General features: G+C 66.3%; 14 protein-coding genes. 7 read left to right on the forward strand and 7 right to left on the reverse strand.

Features of this window, described 5'->3' with window-relative positions:
- Positions 1–29 precede the first annotated feature (29 nt).
- From B2R83_RS13670 to mnhG, 6 genes are read left to right on the forward strand one after another with little or no spacing between them, the layout of a single operon-like run.
- Positions 30–2936 carry a monovalent cation/H+ antiporter subunit A gene (locus tag B2R83_RS13670; RefSeq protein ID WP_292042222.1) on the forward strand — a complete coding sequence of 969 codons (2907 nt, stop codon included), beginning with the start codon at positions 30–32 and terminating at the stop codon, positions 2934–2936.
- On the forward strand, positions 2936–3280 hold the full coding sequence (locus tag B2R83_RS13675) for a Na+/H+ antiporter subunit C (RefSeq protein WP_027867104.1): 345 nt from the start codon (positions 2936–2938) through the stop codon (positions 3278–3280). The genes B2R83_RS13670 and B2R83_RS13675 overlap by 1 nt, the downstream gene beginning before the upstream one ends.
- On the forward strand, positions 3277–4914 hold the full coding sequence (locus B2R83_RS13680; RefSeq protein WP_292042225.1) for a monovalent cation/H+ antiporter subunit D: 1638 nt from the start codon (positions 3277–3279) through the stop codon (positions 4912–4914). Before B2R83_RS13675 ends, B2R83_RS13680 begins: the two co-directional genes overlap by 4 nt.
- On the forward strand, positions 4911–5444 hold the full coding sequence (locus B2R83_RS13685; protein WP_027867106.1) for a Na+/H+ antiporter subunit E: 534 nt from the start codon (positions 4911–4913) through the stop codon (positions 5442–5444). The genes B2R83_RS13680 and B2R83_RS13685 overlap by 4 nt, the downstream gene beginning before the upstream one ends.
- Positions 5428–5706 carry a K+/H+ antiporter subunit F gene (locus B2R83_RS13690; protein WP_027867107.1) on the forward strand — a complete coding sequence of 93 codons (279 nt, stop codon included), beginning with the start codon at positions 5428–5430 and terminating at the stop codon, positions 5704–5706. Before B2R83_RS13685 ends, B2R83_RS13690 begins: the two co-directional genes overlap by 17 nt.
- Positions 5703–6104, forward strand: coding sequence for a monovalent cation/H(+) antiporter subunit G (gene mnhG, locus B2R83_RS13695; RefSeq protein WP_027867108.1), 402 nt, complete (start codon positions 5703–5705; stop codon positions 6102–6104). The genes B2R83_RS13690 and mnhG overlap by 4 nt, the downstream gene beginning before the upstream one ends.
- A 1-nt stretch (position 6105) precedes the next feature.
- Here mnhG and B2R83_RS13700 read toward each other — a convergent pair whose 3' ends face one another.
- Together B2R83_RS13700 and ssb are read right to left on the reverse strand one after the other, a co-directional pair.
- Positions 6106–6930 (reverse strand): alpha/beta fold hydrolase, encoded by an 825-nt coding sequence (locus B2R83_RS13700; RefSeq protein ID WP_292042229.1) that lies wholly within the window; start codon positions 6928–6930, stop codon positions 6106–6108.
- A 171-nt stretch (positions 6931–7101) separates the two neighbouring features.
- Positions 7102–7605 (reverse strand): single-stranded DNA-binding protein, encoded by a 504-nt coding sequence (gene ssb, locus B2R83_RS13705; RefSeq protein ID WP_027867110.1) that lies wholly within the window; start codon positions 7603–7605, stop codon positions 7102–7104.
- Positions 7606–8055: 450 nt separating this feature from the next.
- On the opposite strand from ssb, the gene uvrA reads away from it, so the two are divergent.
- Positions 8056–10905 (forward strand): excinuclease ABC subunit UvrA, encoded by a 2850-nt coding sequence (uvrA, locus tag B2R83_RS13710; RefSeq protein WP_292042231.1) that lies wholly within the window; start codon positions 8056–8058, stop codon positions 10903–10905.
- 219 nt (positions 10906–11124) lie between these two features.
- Here the strand turns inward: uvrA and B2R83_RS13715 are convergent, their stop codons facing one another.
- The 5 genes from B2R83_RS13715 to B2R83_RS13735 form a co-directional block, all read right to left on the reverse strand.
- Positions 11125–11946: a lipid-binding SYLF domain-containing protein gene (locus B2R83_RS13715; RefSeq protein WP_292042235.1), complete on the reverse strand. Its 822-nt coding sequence runs from the start codon at positions 11944–11946 to the stop codon at positions 11125–11127.
- Between the two features lie 42 nt (positions 11947–11988).
- Complete coding sequence (locus tag B2R83_RS13720) at positions 11989–12483, reverse strand: hypothetical protein (protein ID WP_292042238.1); 495 nt, start codon at positions 12481–12483, stop codon at positions 11989–11991.
- A gap of 15 nt (positions 12484–12498) precedes the next feature.
- Positions 12499–14406 carry a CHAT domain-containing protein gene (locus tag B2R83_RS13725; RefSeq protein ID WP_292042241.1) on the reverse strand — a complete coding sequence of 636 codons (1908 nt, stop codon included), beginning with the start codon at positions 14404–14406 and terminating at the stop codon, positions 12499–12501.
- Positions 14407–14516: 110 nt separating this feature from the next.
- On the reverse strand, positions 14517–14834 hold the full coding sequence (locus B2R83_RS13730) for a CU044_2847 family protein (protein ID WP_292042244.1): 318 nt from the start codon (positions 14832–14834) through the stop codon (positions 14517–14519).
- A gap of 75 nt (positions 14835–14909) precedes the next feature.
- A complete protein-coding gene (locus B2R83_RS13735) occupies positions 14910–16772 on the reverse strand; it encodes a phosphoenolpyruvate carboxykinase (GTP) (protein WP_292042246.1) in 1863 nt (620 codons plus the stop codon).
- Positions 16773–16857 lie beyond the last annotated feature (85 nt).

Raw genomic sequence — 16857 nt, forward strand, 5'->3', positions numbered from 1 at the left:
GGCCCCTTGGCTTTCGGAGGACTGACCGCATGCTCCTGCTCCTCCTTTCCCTTCCCTTTGCCGCCGCCCTGGTGGCGGCCTGCATGCCCACCGGATCGCGTCACCGCCCCGCAGCGGTGGCGGCGATCGCCACCGCCGGCGCGCTGCTGCTGGCCATCCTCCAGTTCGGCCGCATCGCCGAGGGCGAAGTCCTGCGCAAGCAGATCGACTGGCTGCCCGACTTCGGGCTCGCCCTGGTGCTGCGCATGGACGGCCTGGCCTGGGTCTTCTCCATCATGGTGCTCGGCATCGGCCTGCTGGTATTGCTCTATGCGCGCTACTACATGTCGCGGCGCGACCCGGTGCCGCGCTTCTATGCCTACATCATGGCCTTCATGGGGGCCATGCTCGGCGTGGTCCTGTCGGGCAACCTGATCCAGCTGGTGGTGTTCTGGGAACTCACCAGCGTCACCTCCTTCCTCCTGATCGGCTACTGGCAGGAGCGCAACGACGCCCGCCGCGGCGCGCGCATGGCCTTTACCGTCACCACCATCGGCGGCCTGTGCCTGCTGGCGGGGGTGCTGCTGCTCGGGCACATGGCCGGCAGCTACGAGCTGCAGACCGTGCTGGGGGCCGGCAATGCGATCCGCGCCCACGACTGGTACGTGCCGGCCCTGGTGCTGGTGGCGCTCGGCGCGCTGACCAAGAGCGCCCAGTTCCCCTTCCACTTCTGGCTGCCGCATGCGATGGCGGCGCCCACGCCGGTGTCGGCCTACCTGCACTCGGCCACGATGGTCAAGGCCGGGGTATTCCTCCTGATGCGCCTGTGGCCAGCCCTGGCCGGGACCGAGGAATGGACCTGGATCCTCGGCAGCGCCGGGGTCTTCACCCTCCTGATCGGCTCCTTCTTCGCGATCTTCCAGCACGACATGAAGGGCCTGCTGGCCTACTCGACCATCAGCCACCTGGGCCTGATCACGGTCCTGATGAGCATTGGCACGCCGCTGTCGATCGTGGCCGCGATCTTCCACACCATGAACCATGCGGTCTTCAAGGCCTCGCTGTTCATGGCGGTCGGCATCGTCGACCACGAGAGCGGCACCCGCGACATGCGCGTGCTGCGCGGCCTGAGGCGCGCCATGCCGCACACCGCGGCGCTGGCGATCGTGGCCAGCGCGGCGATGGCCGGGGTGCCGCTGATGAACGGCTTCCTGTCGAAGGAGATGTTCTTCGCCGAGACCATGATCGTAGGCGGCACCGAGAACTGGTGGATGTCGGTCGCGGCGGTGCTGATGGGCCTGTTCAGCGTGATCTACTCGCTGCGCTTCATCAGCGTGTTCTTCGGACCGCTCGCACGCGACCTGCCGGAAGAACCGCACGAGCCGCCGCGCTGGATGCGTCTGCCGATCGAGCTGCTGGTGCTGCTGTGCATCGCGGTCGGCGTGATGCCGGAACGCGTGGTGGGCGACGTGCTCGCGGTGGCGGCCGGCTCGGTGCTGGGGCCGACCCTGCCCGAGTACAGCCTGGCGATCTGGCACGGCGTCAACCTGCCGCTCGTGATGAGCGTGATGGCCCTGGTGGGCGGCGCGCTGTGCTACATGCTGCTGCGTAACCACTTCGGCCTGCACGGGCGCGACCGGGTGCCGGTGCTGCACCGCGTGAAGGGCGCCCAGCTGTACGAAAACGTCATGCTCGGCCTGTCCCAGGGCGCCTCCTGGGTGCTGAAGGTGGCCGGCACCCGGCGCCTGCAGCCGCAGCTGCTGGTGCTGGTGGCGGCAATGGTCGCCGTGCCGCTGCTGCTGGCGCGCCCGGTGCACGACCTGGCCGCGCCCGCGCTCGACAAGCTCGATCCGCTGTTCGCCCTGCTCTGGCTGATCGGCGCCGGCTGCGCCGTGGCCGCGGCCTGGAAAGCCAAGTACCACCGCCTGGCGGCGCTGGCCCTGGCCGGCGGCACCGGCATGGTGACGGCCGTGACCTTCCTGTGGCTGTCGGCGCCCGACCTGGCGCTGACCCAGCTGATGGTCGAGACCGTGACCACGGTGCTGATCCTGCTCGGCCTGCGCTGGCTGCCGCCGCGCTTCCGGCCGGCCCACCTGGCCGAGCGCATCCCGCCCAGCGCCTGGCTGCGGCGCTCGCGCGATTCGCTGGTGGCCGTCGCCGGCGGCCTCGGCCTGGCCGCGGCCAGCTATGCGGTGCTGACCCGCCCCGGCGACTCCACCCTGCGCGACTTCTTCGTGCTGCGCGCCCTGCCCGAGGGCGGCGGTTCCAACGTGGTCAACGTGCTGCTGGTGGACTTCCGCGGCTTCGACACGATGGGCGAGATCACCGTGCTGTCGGCGGTGGCACTGACCGTGTACGCGCTGCTGCGCCGCTTCCGCCCGGCGCCGGAAAGCATCGCCATCCCGGTGCAGCAGGCCAGCGACGTCGACCCGGCCGTGCGCCAGAAACCGGCCGAGCAGGCCGCCCCCGGCGGTTACTTGATGATTCCGGCCGTGTACCTGCGCTTCCTGCTGCCGGTGATGGGCGTGATCGCGGTGTACTTCTTCATGCGCGGGCACAACCTGCCGGGCGGCGGCTTCGTCGCCGGCCTGATCTTCGCCACCGCCCTGATCGTGCAGTACATGGTGGCCGGCACCGACTGGGTCGAGTCGCACCTGCGCCTGCGCCCGCACCGCTGGATCGGCTGGGGCCTGGTGACGGCCTGCGCCACCGGCATCGGGGCCTGGCTGTTCGGCTATCCCTTCCTGACCAGCCACACCGCCCACCTCACCCTGCCGCTGCTGGGCGAACTGCACGTGCCCTCGGCCTTCGTGTTCGACCTCGGCGTGTTCCTGGTGGTGGTCGGCACCACCATGCTGATCCTGGTGGCGCTTGCCCACCAGTCGCTGCGCAGCCGCCGCGCCCCACCCGGCGCCGCGCGCAGCGGCGCCATCCCACCTGCCAAGGAGATCCAGTAATGGAAGCCGTGCTCTCGCTCGCCATTGGCATCGTATTCGGCGCCGGCATCTGGCTGGTGCTGCGCCCGCGCAGCTTCCAGGTGCTGGTCGGCCTGATGCTGATGTCCTATGCCGTCAACCTGTTCATCTTCGCCATGGGCCGCCTGGCCGTGGACCGCCCACCCTTCACGCCGGCCGGCACGGTGCCCGATCCCGCTGCCCTGGCCGACCCGGTGCCGCAGGCGCTGGTGCTGACCGCCATCGTGATCGGCTTCGCCACCACCGCGCTCTACCTGGTGGTGATGATCGGTGCGCGCGGCCTGACCGGCACCGACCACGTCGACGGCGAGGAGCCGGAAGCATGATGGAGTTCCTCACCCTCGACTGGTCCCGCCACCTGGTGATCCTTCCGGTGCTGCTGCCGCTGCTGTGCGGGGCGCTGCTGGCCACCCTCACCCAGGGGCGGCACCGCCTGAAATTCGCGGTCGCCTACATCAGCGTGCTGGCGCTGCTGGCCAATGCGCTGGCGCTGGCCTGGCTGGCCGACGGCAGCTGGCCGGGCGGCGTCCAGGTCTACCTGGCCGCCAACTGGTCCGCGCCCTTCGGCATCGCGCTGGTGGCCGACCGGCTGTCGGCGCTGATGCTGGTGCTGACCGCGCTGCTGGGGCTGGCAGCCCTGCACTATGCCCAGCCGCGCTGGAGCCGGATCGGCGTGCACTTCCACTCGCTGTTCCAGTTCCTGCTGATGGGGATCAACGGCGCCTTCCTGACCAACGACCTGTTCAACCTGTTCGTGTTCTTCGAAGTCATGCTGGCCTCGTCCTACGGCCTGGTGCTGCATGGCTACAACGTGGCGCGGCTGCGCGCCAGCATGCAGTACATCGCCGTCAACCTGGTGGCCTCGCTGCTGTTCCTGGTCGGCGTGGCGATGATCTACGCGGTCACCGGCACCCTCAACATGGCCGACCTGGCCGGCCGCGTGCCCGGCCTGGCCAGCACGGACGCCGGCCTGCTCAAGGCCGGGGTGGCGGTGCTGGCGCTGGCCTTCCTGGCCAAGAGCGCCATGTGGCCGCTCGGCTTCTGGCTGCCCACCACCTATGCGGCGGCCTCGCCGCCGGTGGCGGTGATGCTGGCGCTGATGACCAAGGTCGGCGCCTATGTGTTGCTGCGCATCTGGCTGATGGTGTTTTCGGACAGCGCCGGCGAACTGTCGCGCTACGGCTACGACGCCCTGCTGTGGGGCGGCATGGCGACCATCGTGTTCGGCGCCGCCGGCATGCTGGCCACCGATACCGCCGGGCGCATGGCGGGCTATGCGGCGATCATCTCCTCGGGCACGCTGCTGTCGGTGATCGGCTATGGCCAGCCGCTGCTGGTGACGGCCGGCCTGTACTACTATCTCGCCTCGACCCTGGCGATCGCCGCCTTCGTGCTGCTGATCGAACTGTTCGACCGCATCCGCACGCCCGGCGCCGCGATGTTGGCGCTGACGATGGAAGCCTTCGCGGTCGAGGATGCCCCGGCCGAGCCGAAGGGCCGCGGCGTGCCGGCGGCGATGGCCTTCCTGTCGCTGGCCTTCCTGGCCTGCGCCTTGATCATCGCGGGCCTGCCGCCGCTGTCCGGCTTCGTCGCCAAGTTCGGCATGTTCCACGCCCTGATCAACCCGGGCCCGGGCGTGGCCCCGATCGGCGCCGCCGGCTGGACCCTGATGGCCCTGGTGTTCGGCTCCGGGCTGATCGCGATCGTGTCGCTGATGCGCTTCGGGGTGCGCACCTTCTGGGCGTCGGAAGTCCTCGCGCCGCCCGCCCTGCATCCCTCGGAGGCGCTGCCGGTGGCCGGCCTGCTGCTGGCATCGGTGCTGATGACGGTCCAGGCGCAGCCGCTGTTCGCCTACCTGGCACGCGCCAGCGCGGACATCCACCGGCCGGCCCTGTACATCGATGCGGTGCGGAGCGCGCCTTCGGTGCCCGGCCCGGCCTCGGCCAAGGAGGCGCCATGATGCGCTGGCTTCCCTACCCGGTGGTATCGCTCGGACTGTGCGTCCTATGGCTGCTGCTGAACCAGACGGTCGACCCGGCCAACCTGCTGTTCGGCGCGCTGCTGGGCATCGCGGTGCCGCTGCTGACCCGCCGCCTGCAGCCTTTCGGCTACCCGCGCATGCGCGCGCCGCTCACCTTCGTGCGCCTGATGGGAATGGCGGGCGTGGAAGTGGTGCGCTCCTGCTTCAACGTCTGCCGCATCATCCTGTTCCGCGACTACCAGACCGTGAAGGCGCAATTCATGCGGATACCGCTGGACCTGCGCGACCCCTACGGCCTGGCGATGCTGTCCTGCCTGATCAACATGACGCCGGGAACAGTGTGGGTGGAAATTTTGCCCGAGGGTTATGAACTGTCGCTGCACGTGTTCGACCTGCACGACGAGCAATGGTGGATCGATACCATCAAGACCCGCTACGAACAGCCGCTGATCGAGATCTTCGAAGGCGGCGCAACCCAACCGGAGGACAAGGATGGAAACCCTGCTTGAACTGGCGGTCGGCTATGCCCTGGTGTGCACGCTGGTCGCCATGGGCCTGTGCGCGCTGCGCCTGCTGATCGGCCCCTCGGCGCACGACCGCGTGCTGGCCCTCGACACCCTGTGGATGGCCGGCATGCTGCTGGCCCTGGTGCTGGGCATCCGCTTCGGCACCCAGGTCTACTTCGAGGTGGCGATCCTGATCGCGCTGCTGGGCTTCGTATCGACGGTGGCGATGGCGAAATTCCTGATGCGCGGGGAGATCATCGAATGAGCGGGCTCGAATACCTGCCGGGCTGGGCGACCGTGCCGGTGGCCGTGCTGCTGGTGCTGGGCGCGAGCATCGTCCTGATCGGCGCCCTCGGCCTGCTGCGCCTGCCCACCTTCTACCAGCGCATCCACGGCCCGGCCATCACCATCACCCTGGGCGCCGGCTGCCTGCTGCTGGCCTCGATGCTGTACTTCACGGTGGCGCAGTCGCGCCTCGTGATCCACGAGATCATCATCGCCGTCTTCCTCCTGATGACGGCGCCGGTGGTGTCGATGATGATCATGCGCGCCGCCGTGTACCGCGACCTGCGGGCGCGCAAGCACGATGCCGGGGCGACCGAGGGCGACGTGTACGTCATTCCCGAGGAAGCGGACAAGGGCATCCCCGGCCAGCCGGACTGAATCACGCCTTCAGGAACTCCAGCATCAGGGTATTCAGGCGTGCGGCATGGGTCGCGGCGAAACCGTGCGGCGCGCCTTTCAAGACCTCGAGGCGGCTGCCGGCGACCATGGCGTGCGAGCGCTGGCCCGACACTTCGAGCGGCACGATGTGGTCGGCGTCGCCATGGACGACCAGGGTCGGGATGTCGAATTTGGCCAGGTCGGCGCGGAAATCGGTGCCGCCGAACGCATTGATGCATTGCTCGGTCGCCAGCGGCGATGCTTCCCACGCGATCCACTTGCTGAAGGCGACCAGTTCCTGGCCGTCCTTGCCGTCCTTGTCCAGGTTATAGAAGTTGTAGAAGAAATCGCCCAGGAATGCGATGCGGTCGTTCCTGACCGCTTCCAGCATGCCGTCGAAGACCGACTTGTCCACGCCTTCGGGATTGTCGCCGGTCTTGAGCAGGAAGGGCGGCACGGCGCCCAGCAGCATGGCTTTCGAGACCCGTTCGCTGCCGTAGCGGCCGATGTAGCGCGCCACCTCGCCACCGCCCATCGAGAAACCGGCCAGGACCGCGTCGCGCAGGTCGAGCTGGGTCATCAGCGCATCGAGGTCGGCCGCGAAGGTATCGTAGTCGTAGCCGCCTGTCGGCCTGCCCGACTGCCCGAAGCCGCGGCGGTCGTAGGCGATCACGCGGTAGCCGGCTTCCGCCAGGGCCGTGATCTGCGATTCCCACATGCGGTGGCTGAGCGGCCAGCCATGGATCAGGACGACAGGCTGCCCCTGTCCCTGTTCATAGTAGTAGAGCTCAGTCGGATTGGCGCCGGAAGTCTGGATGCGTAGCATGGCTTTCCTTTCGAAGGGAGTACGTCGGTGGGAACTGCTCGACCGACAAGTGTATGCGCTCGCCTCCGATCAGCACGCACGCTTCGGCCAAGAAAAAACCCCGCAGCGCAGGGCGTGCGGGGTTTCTGGACAGGCGCCGGCTTGCTGGTGCCGGACGCGCGGGTGAAGCGCTTAGAACGGGATGTCGTCATCCATGTCCGAGAAGTTCGGCGCCGGACGCTGCGGCTGCGGGCGGGCTGCCGGTGCCGGCGGGGCCTGGCGCGGGGCCGGGCGCTGCTGCGGCTCGTAGCCGCCGCCGTCATCCATGCCGCCGCCCATGCTGTCGCCACCGCCCATGCCCTGGCGGCCGCCCAGCATCTGCATGTTCTCGGCGATGATGTCGGTCGCGTAGCGCTCGATACCGTCCTTGTCGGTGTACTTGCGGGTCTGCAGGCGGCCTTCGACGTAGACCGAGGAGCCCTTCTTGAGGTACTGGCCCACGATCTCGGCCAGGCGGCCGAAGAACGAGATGCGGTGCCATTCGGTCAGTTCCTTCTGTTCGCCGGTCTGGCGGTCCTTCGACTTGTACGAGGTGGCGACCGCGATGTTCGCGATTGCGTCGCCGCTCGGCATGTAGCGGATTTCCGGGTCGCGGCCCAGGTTGCCGACGATAATGACCTTGTTGACTGATGCCATGTTGTTACTCCAATGAGTTTTGTAGAGCCCTGACTCTGCGTGATTTCCAAGCGTCAGGGAACGTAGTGCTGCAGCCAACTATTATGGGGCCGATGAGCAGCGAAAAAAAGAGATTTTTTACGTCCCTCGCACGCACACGATTGAGCCGGATTGCCAACTTCCGATACGGACTTGACCCGCCCTTCAAGAAAAATATTGGACTTCTGGCCGCTTTGTCATTGAAGAGACCGCGAACCGGCCCACATACCCCTCACCCCGGCTTTTTGAGGCTGCCTTCCTATGCCAAATGGTCAAGGAAACGTATCCCAGCGGCACAAAACTGCTGGATGCATGTACAGCACTTCGAAAAAACAGCTACACTACTAGGTTCTCCCTGATTGGCCCGCTCACCGCGACAGTCCTTCGTGCGCCGGCCCTGCAAACTTTATTGAAAGCCTGCAAAAAAAACCAATGGAAGAAATTCGCATCCGCGGCGCACGCACGCACAACCTGAAGAACATCAACCTCGACCTTCCGCGCAACAAGCTGATCGTCATCACCGGCCTGTCGGGTTCGGGCAAGTCCTCGCTCGCCTTCGACACCCTGTATGCAGAAGGCCAGCGCCGCTACGTCGAGTCGCTGTCGGCCTATGCGCGCCAGTTCCTGCAGCTGATGGAAAAGCCGGACGTCGACCTGATCGAAGGCCTGTCGCCGGCGATCTCGATCGAGCAGAAGGCCACTTCGCATAACCCGCGTTCGACCGTCGGCACCGTCACCGAGATCCACGACTACCTGCGCCTGCTGTACGCGCGCGTCGGCACCCCCTACTGCCCGCAGCACCCGCACGAGCCGCTGGCGGCCCAGACCGTGTCGCAGATGGTCGATGCGGTCCTCAGCATGCCGGAAGGCACCAAGCTAATGATCCTGGCCCCCGTCGTGGCGGGCCGCAAGGGCGAGCACGGCGACCTGTTCCAGGCCATGCAGGCGCAGGGCTTCGTGCGCTTCCGCGTCGCCAGCGGCGTCAACGCGGCGAAGATCTACGAGATCGACGAGCTGCCCAAGCTCAAGAAGACCGAGAAGCACAGCATCGACGTCGTGATCGACCGCGTCAAGGTGAACCCGGAGATCAAGCAACGCCTCGCCGAGAGTTTCGAGACCGCGCTGCGCCTGGCCGACGGCCGCGCCGTGGCCTACGAGATGGATACCGAGAAGGAAACCGTCTTCTCGAACAAGTTCGCGTGTAATGTCTGCGGCTATTCGCTGCAGGAGCTCGAGCCGCGCCTGTTCTCCTTCAACAACCCGATGGGCGCCTGCCAGGAGTGCGACGGCCTCGGCCATATCGAGTTCTTCGATCCGAAGCGCATCGTCGCCTTCCCGCACCTGTCGCTGGCGTCCGGCGCCGTGAAGGGCTGGGACCGCCGCAACCAGTTCTACTTCCAGATGCTGCAGAGCCTGGCGGCGCACTACGACTTCGACCTCGACAAGCCTTTCGAGACCCTACCGAAAGCGGCGCAGGAAGCCGTGCTACATGGCTCGGGCAAGACCGCGATCCCGTTCAGCTACGTCAACGAGCGTGGCCGCACCGTGATCCGCGAGCACACCTTCGAAGGCGTGGTCAACAACCTGCAGCGGCGCTACCGCGAGACCGACTCGATGGCGGTCAAGGAAGAGCTGGCGAAGTTCATCAACGAGAAGAAATGCCCGGCCTGCGAAGGCGCGCGCCTGCGCACCGAAGCGCGCTTCGTGAAGATCGGACAAGGAGCGCAGCAGCGCGCGATTTATGAAGTCTCGGACAAGCCGCTACGCGACACCCTCGCCTTCTTCGAGACCCTGGAGCTGAGCGGCGCCAAGAAGGACATCGCCGAGCGCGTCATCAAGGAAATCACGGCGCGCCTCAAGTTCCTGAACAATGTCGGCCTGGACTACCTGTCGCTCGACCGCAGCGCGGATACGCTCTCCGGCGGCGAAGCCCAGCGCATTCGCCTGGCCTCGCAGATCGGTTCCGGCTTGACCGGCGTGATGTACGTGCTGGACGAGCCCTCGATCGGCCTGCACCAGCGCGACAACGACCGCCTGATCGCCACGCTGAAGCACTTGCGCGACATCGGCAACAGCGTGCTGGTGGTGGAGCACGACGAAGACGCGATCCGCACCGCCGACTACATCGTCGACATGGGTCCGGGCGCGGGCGTGCATGGCGGCGCGGTGATCGCGGCCGGCTCGCTGCCGGAGATCATGCAGAGCGAGCATTCGCTCACCGCGCAGTACCTGGACGGCCGCCGCAAGATCGAGGTGCCGAAGAAGCGCACCAAGATGGATCCGGCGCGCCAGCTGGTGATCACCGGCGCCAAGGGCAACAACCTCAAGAATGTCTCGCTGACCCTGCCGGTGGGCCTGATGACCTGCGTGACGGGTGTCTCGGGTTCGGGCAAGTCGACCCTGATCAACGACACCCTGTACCCGGCCCTGTCGCGCCACCTGTACGGTTCGCAGACCGAGCCGGCGGAGCACGATGCGATCCACGGCCTGGAGCACTTCGACAAGGTGATCTCGGTCGACCAGGCGCCGATCGGCCGCACTCCGCGTTCGAACCCGGCGACCTATACCGGCGTGTTCACGCCGATCCGCGACCTGTTCGCCACCGTGCCGACCGCGAAGGAACGCGGCTACTCGGCGGGCCGCTTCTCCTTCAACGTGAAGGGCGGCCGCTGCGAAGCCTGCCAGGGCGACGGCGTGATCAAGGTCGAGATGCACTTCCTGCCGGACGTGTACGTGCCTTGCGACGTCTGCCACGGCAAGCGCTACAACCGCGAGACGCTGGAAGTGCAGTACAAGGGCAAGAACATCACCGAAGTGCTGGAGATGACGGTCGAGGACGCGCACGAGTTCTTCAAGCCGGTGCCGGTGATCGCGCGCAAGCTCCAGACCTTGCTGGATGTCGGTCTCGGCTACATCAAGCTGGGCCAGAGCGCGACCACGCTGTCGGGCGGCGAGGCGCAGCGCGTGAAGCTGTCGCTGGAGCTGTCCAAGCGCGATACCGGACGTACCCTGTACATCCTCGACGAGCCGACCACCGGCCTGCACTTCGCCGACATCGACCTGCTGCTGAAGGTGATCCACCGCCTGCGCGACCAGGGCAATACCCTGGCGATCATCGAGCACAACCTCGACGTGATCAAGACCGCGGACTGGATCGTCGACCTGGGGCCGGAAGGCGGCGCCGGCGGCGGCACGATCGTCGCGAACGGCACGCCGGAAGAGGTGGCGAAGAACAAGGCGAGCGTGACCGGGAAATATTTGAAGCCGTTGTTGAAGGCTTGAGTCGACGTTGATATCGTTCGCAGCCGACAGCCGTAAAACCGTCGTTCCGGCGAAGGCCGGAACCTAAGTTTGCATGCTAACCAGTAGCTTTCACCGCAGCTGGTACGCAAAGGAATTGGATTCCGGCCTTCGCCGGAATGACGTGCGGAGGGCGCGGACCGTAAAGTAAACAGGGGCAGCGCCGCCAGGCACTGCCCCTGTTCTTTTATGCGCGGCCCGCTACTCCCTGCTCCGCTCCCTCTCCGACTCGGTCTTGCTGTCCTTGCCCGACGAGGTCGGCCCCTTCGTCCCGCTGCCGCCCATGGCCGCGGCACCGCCGCCGCTGGACGCATTCGCCAGCGCCTGACGCAGCATGTCGGCCTGCGGATTCTTCACCTTGCCGCTCAGGACGTCGCGCGCCGCCACCTGGCGCCGATAATAGGCCGAGGTCTCGTCTTCATCGTAGTCGATATCCGTGATGTTGAGGGCCGCGCCGCCGAACAGGCCTTCGGTGTCGGCCCAGGCCGTGATGTTGCCCCAGCCGGCCGAGCCTTCGCCCTTCTTCGACCAGTCGACCAGCGTCAGGCCGGCGTCGGCCCCCAGCGAGAACTTGTTGTTCTGCATGAAGCTGTTGAGGGCTTTCTGGTCGTTGAGCACGAAGGCGATGGCGCCGGCTTCGGCCCCCGCCTGCAGGCCGGCGGTGATGCCGCCCATGTTGTAGAAGGCCGGGTTGCTCCAGGTATTCCCGTTGCGCACCAGGAGCACGCCGGCGCCGCCGCGCGCGCCGACTCCCAGGGCCGCTTCGCCATACTTGGGTACGACGAACACGCCCTTCGCGCGCTGCAGCAGTGACTTCATCTCCGGCGTGGCCTGCATCTGGTGCACGACCCGGATGGCGCTGTTGACGTGCTCGTTCGCGTCCTTCATCTCTTCCTTGTGGCGGGCCGTGCCCGGAGTGGCGGCTTCCTTGGCCGAACCGACCTGGGCAAGGGCGGCCCCGGCCGTTCCAGCCAGCAGCACGGCAAACGATGTCAGGACGAGGTGCTTTCTGCTTGCTTTCATGATTCTTCCTCCTTGGTGGACGTTGAAACAACGAAAAGCCTGCTATTGCTCAGCCTGTGCCTTGCGGCGAATGTCCATCCAGACGCAGGTCGCCGAACAGCTGAGACCGGCCGAGGTGGGATCGCTCAGGTTGTATGCCCAGCGTTCTTGCGCCCCCTGGTAAGCGATCTGGCACAAGCCCTGGGCCGGCGTGCGCACGGCGGAAAGGAAACAGGCTTTCGCATCCGTCGAATCGGGAATCTGCTTCCACGCGCCGTTGGTGGATTCCTTCAGGGGCACCTGGCGCACATTGGTGGTCACGAGTTCCAGCTGGTCGACGGTCTGCAGAAGCAGTTGCTGCTTGGTCTTTTCTGTGTGCTGCCTGACCCGTTCGGCCTCCGATGTGATCTGTCCCTGCACGCAGGTCAGGGCGGCCTGGATATCCCCGATTTTTTCGATCTTGTTGATTCGCGCCTGGCAATCCTCCTGTGCAGCGACACCGGATGCCGCCGCTGCCAATACGCACCCCAGCAGACTCGTCCTCATGCGGAACTTCATTGGCCACCTCCATCGTTATTGGTCACGGAACACACAATTCGCGCTTCTTTCGCTGATCTCGGGGCTGTTGCAGTTGTCGGCCGCGGCGGGAGACGCCGGCTTGGCTGCCGGCTGGGCCTTGCGTGCAGCCGGGGCGGCTGACCTGGCTTCCCGCGGTTTCTGTTGAGCGTCCTGGCGCGGTTTGGCCCCGTCGCCGGATCTGGAAACGATGCGTGGAGCCGGGTCGGCAGGTTTGGCAGGCTCCGGGGTGGCCACTGTCCCTGGCGCAGGCAGCGGCGCCTCCTTCGAATCGGCGGCTGGCGCTGGCGTGGTCCCGGAGGCAGATGGCATCGATGGCTCTGGTGTGGCCGCCGTGGACGGCGTGCTGTCCGCTGAAGGCCACAGCGTCACGACACCGATCGCGACAGCCAGCGCTGCGGCCAGCCCCGCTGCCAGCAGGCCCTTGCGGGAGCGTCCGGGTGGCGCGGCCTGGGCCGGCGTCTCCTCCCGGGCCGGTGGAAATGACGGCGGCCAGCCCTGGTCATGCGTGACGCTTGGCTGGACCGGAGTCGGCCCCGGGTCGGCCGACGGAATGGTTTCGCCTGCCGGGGCCGGCGGCGGGAGGTCGGGTTTCGCCAGTGGCTGACTCTCCTTGACCCGCGTCGTCCTCGGCTTTTTTCTCGTTCCAGGGGCCAGGTCCGCCTGCAGCGGCATGGCGCCCTGCTGCGACTGGGTCTCTCTGGCCTCTTTCTGCTCGTTCAGCGCGGGCGCAACGCGCGATGGGCGCGTGCCGGTCTTCGCCGCGGGCTCCTTCGGCTTTTTCTGTGCGGCGGCGCTTGCTGCCGGGCTTGTTGCCGGTTTTGCTGCCGGCTGAAACAGCTGGCCGCTGAGGGCACGCATGTACAGCACCGGCGTGCCCCATTCGATCGGGTGGCCGTTGGCCTGCATGCGCAGCCTGGCTTCGGTCAGGGAAGTGTCGACAGCGCCGATCTCGATCAGGTCCCGATAAAAGTAGCGGGTGAAAATGAGCGCGGCGTCATCCGTGATCGAGGCCTGCATCGCCACCACGGCCGGCACGCCCTGCCTCAGGAATCCTTGTGCCAGTCCCGAAAAAGGCACGTCCTCGGTGATGGCGCCGGAGCAGGCGTTCAGGACGATGAGCCGCAGCAAGGCTCCGATCGGAAACGCGGCACGCAGGTGGGTGGCCTCCATTTCCAGGCCCTTGCCGGACTCCTGCTCGAGCACCAGCGCCCCCGGCACCCCATGCCCCACGAAATGGAAGATATGGGCGCCGTAGTGCCGGAGAGAATCGCGCAGGTTGTCGAAGGTGCAGCGGCCGCGTACCCGGCGCAGGTCGAGCTGGCCGGCGGCAACCGACGGCCCCAGGGCGTGACGCAGGATGTCCCATTCGCGTGCGATGTCGAGGCGCGGATGATCGGTCGGCGCGGACAATACCACCAGGACCCGCAAGGGTCCCTCCACCGTGATCGGCGGGATCGGTTGCGCAACCGGGAGGTAACGGACAAGGGGGGTGTGTTCCCTGACTGCCAGGAATTCCCTGCTTTCGGTGTCGAACAGGAATTCCCACGGCCTGACGTGGAGTTCGCTGTCTTCGGGCAGCCGCAGGCGGACGCGCAGTCCTTTCCCGGAACGGAATGCGCTATCCAGCGAAGACCGGAACAGGTGCTCGATGTCACCGGAAAACACCGCCTCGAACAGGCGCCCGCCGAAGTCCTCGATCGTGCTCGCCGGGCTCGAGCGGCCGCGGCGTTGCCTCAGCCCGCCGTAGATTTCCGCCAGCATCGCGTTTTCTTCTTCGGCGTCGAAGGGCCACTTCACGTCGACGAAGGGACAGTCGCCCTGGGGCGACTCGAGCACCCTCGCACACAGCCGGTCCCCTCCATGCGGGCTGATGACTTCCAAATCGAAGTTCTGATAAATCATCGCAACCCCACTGCGGTCCAGGAAAAACGGCACCCACGCGCCTGCTCTGGGGTACGGTAAGTCTTAGACAGCACCGCGCGCGGAATGTGCGCTTCCGGGGTGTACCCGGCTTATTTCGGCTTCCAGACAAGCCTGATCTTGAGCGTCGCCTCACTGGAGCTCTTGGCAATATATGCATCGAGTCCGGCCTTGAACACCAGGCCGAACTCGACATCGACGGAGTCCGGCAACACATCCAGGCCGCCGCAGGTCTCCATCGTCGCTTCGGCAACAGGACGGATGACCGACAGCGCATCCACCAGGGACTTGCCGACCTTTTCCGTGACCTGGTCGACAGCGGCACCGCGCACCACGCCTCCTGCAGCAGCTTCCTGCGATTCGACGACCACCGTGCCACCGGGCACATTGAACTCAATAAGCTTGTTCATGGAAATCCCCCTTCCAAATGAAAAAAGGGATGGGCGTCTGCCCATCCCTTCCTGCTTATTTCTTGCCAGTGCGCCTTATGCAGCCAGCTGCTTCTCCAGCTTGGCCTTGGTGTCCACCAGCTCCTGCGGCAGGCGGTAGGCCAGCTTTTCGAACAGCTCGCTGTGCAGCTTCAGCTCTTCGTTCCAGGCGTCCTTGTCGATCGAGGTGATCTGGGTGAACTGCTGCTCGGTGAAGTCCACGCCTTCCCAGTTCAGGTCGCCGTAGTTCGGCGAAGTGCCGAACAGGTGCTGCTGGCCGCCCTGGGCGCCGCCTTCGGCGCGGTCCAGGATCCACTTCAGCACGCGCATGTTGTCGCCGTAGCCCGGCCACACGAAGCCGCCGTTCTCGTCGGTGCGGAACCAGTTGACGCAGAAGATCTTCGGCGCGCTGCCCTGCGCTTCGATCTTCTTCCCGAGGTTCAGCCAGTGCTGGAAGTAGTCGCTCATGTTGTAGCCCATGAACGGCAGCATCGCGAACGGATCGCGGCGCACCACGCCCATCTGGCCGGCGGCGGCGGCGGTGGTTTCCGAGCCCATGGTGGCGGCCATGTAGACGCCTTCCACCCAGTTGTTGGCTTCGGTCACCAGCGGCACGGTGGTCGAGCGGCGGCCGCCGAAGATGAAGGCCGAGATCGGCACGCCGGCCGGGTCGTCCCAGGCGGCGTCGATCACCGGGTTCTGGGTGGCGGCGACGGTGAAGCGTGCGTTCGGGTGGGCGGCCTTGGTGCCGGACGCCGGGGTCCAGTCCTTGCCCTGCCAGTCGATCAGGTGATCCGGCGCCTGCTTGCTCATGCCTTCCCACCACACGTCGCCGTCGTCGGTCAGCGCCACGTTGGTGAAGATGACGTTCTCGCGCAGCGAGGCCATGCAGTTCGGGTTGGTCTTGTCGTTGGTGCCCGGGGCCACGCCGAAGTAGCCGGCTTCCGGGTTGATGGCGTACAGCTTGCCGTCCGCGCCCGGCTTGATCCAGGCGATGTCGTCGCCGATGGTGGTGACCTTCCAGCCGTCGAAGGCCTTCGGCGGGATCAGCATGGCGAAGTTGGTCTTGCCGCAGGCCGAGGGGAAGGCGGCCGCGACGTATTTCTTGTCGCCTTGCGGCGATTCGACGCCCAGGATCAGCATGTGCTCGGCCAGCCAGCCGGTGCCGCCCTGCTGCGCTTCCTGGTAGCCCATGTTCGAGGCGATGCGCAGGGCGAAGCACTTCTTGCCCAGCAGCGCGTTGCCGCCGTAGCCCGAGCCGAAGGACCAGATCTCGCGGGTTTCCGGGTAATGGACGATGTACTTGGTGGCGTTGCATGGCCACGGCACGTCCTTCTGGCCGGCGGCCAGCGGCATGCCGACGGTGTGCACGCAGGGCACGAACTCGCCGTCTGCGCCCAGCACGTCGAACACGGCCTTGCCCATGCGCGTCATGATGCGCATGTTGACGGCGACGTAAGGCGAGTCGGACAGTTCGACGCCGATGTGGGCGATCGGCGAGCCCAGCGGGCCCATCGAGAACGGCACCACGTACAGCGTGCGGCCGGCCATGCAGCCGTCGAACAGGCCGTTCAGGGTGCGGCGCATCTCGGCCGGGTCCATCCAGTTGTTGGTCGGGCCTGCCTGTTCGCGGGTGCTTGAACAGATGTAGGTGCGGTCTTCGACGCGGGCGACGTCCGACGGGTCGGACCAGGCCAGATAGGAATTCGGACGCTTCGCCGGGTTCAGCTTCTTCATCGTACCGGCTTCGACCATCTGCGCGCACAGGCGGTCGTACTCTTCCTCGGAGCCGTCGCACCAGTAGATGCTGTCAGGCTTCGTCAGGGCAGCGATGTCCGCGACCCAATTGATGAGCTTTTGGTGTTTGACGTGAGCAGGAACGTTCAGTGCGGCGACGCCGCCCATCACGGGCTGGTTCATAGATACCTCCAATGCCAATTAAGAATACTGTCGTGGCAGGATCATCCGTCTGGCCGTGCCTTAAAATGGCGATCCGCTCCAGCGG

The organism is Massilia sp. UBA6681 (genome assembly GCF_002454935.1).
Classification (GTDB): Bacteria; Pseudomonadota; Gammaproteobacteria; order Burkholderiales; family Burkholderiaceae_D; genus Telluria; species Telluria varians.

Excerpts from the sequence above, each read along its gene's own strand:
- B2R83_RS13670 (WP_292042222.1), top strand. The coding sequence starts at position 30 with ATGCTCCTGCTCCTCCTTTCCCTTCCCTTTGCCGCCGCCCTGGTGGCG.
- B2R83_RS13675 (WP_027867104.1), top strand. The coding sequence starts at position 2,936 with ATGGAAGCCGTGCTCTCGCTCGCCATTGGCATCGTATTCGGCGCCGGC.
- B2R83_RS13680 (WP_292042225.1), top strand. The coding sequence starts at position 3,277 with ATGATGGAGTTCCTCACCCTCGACTGGTCCCGCCACCTGGTGATCCTT.
- B2R83_RS13685 (WP_027867106.1), top strand. The coding sequence starts at position 4,911 with ATGATGCGCTGGCTTCCCTACCCGGTGGTATCGCTCGGACTGTGCGTC.
- B2R83_RS13690 (WP_027867107.1), top strand. The coding sequence starts at position 5,428 with ATGGAAACCCTGCTTGAACTGGCGGTCGGCTATGCCCTGGTGTGCACG.
- mnhG (WP_027867108.1), top strand. The coding sequence starts at position 5,703 with ATGAGCGGGCTCGAATACCTGCCGGGCTGGGCGACCGTGCCGGTGGCC.
- B2R83_RS13700 (WP_292042229.1), bottom strand. The coding sequence starts at position 6,930 with ATGCTACGCATCCAGACTTCCGGCGCCAATCCGACTGAGCTCTACTAC.
- ssb (WP_027867110.1), bottom strand. The coding sequence starts at position 7,605 with ATGGCATCAGTCAACAAGGTCATTATCGTCGGCAACCTGGGCCGCGAC.
- uvrA (WP_292042231.1), top strand. The coding sequence starts at position 8,056 with ATGGAAGAAATTCGCATCCGCGGCGCACGCACGCACAACCTGAAGAAC.
- B2R83_RS13715 (WP_292042235.1), bottom strand. The coding sequence starts at position 11,946 with ATGAAAGCAAGCAGAAAGCACCTCGTCCTGACATCGTTTGCCGTGCTG.
- B2R83_RS13720 (WP_292042238.1), bottom strand. The coding sequence starts at position 12,483 with ATGAAGTTCCGCATGAGGACGAGTCTGCTGGGGTGCGTATTGGCAGCG.
- B2R83_RS13725 (WP_292042241.1), bottom strand. The coding sequence starts at position 14,406 with ATGATTTATCAGAACTTCGATTTGGAAGTCATCAGCCCGCATGGAGGG.
- B2R83_RS13730 (WP_292042244.1), bottom strand. The coding sequence starts at position 14,834 with ATGAACAAGCTTATTGAGTTCAATGTGCCCGGTGGCACGGTGGTCGTC.
- B2R83_RS13735 (WP_292042246.1), bottom strand. The coding sequence starts at position 16,772 with ATGAACCAGCCCGTGATGGGCGGCGTCGCCGCACTGAACGTTCCTGCT.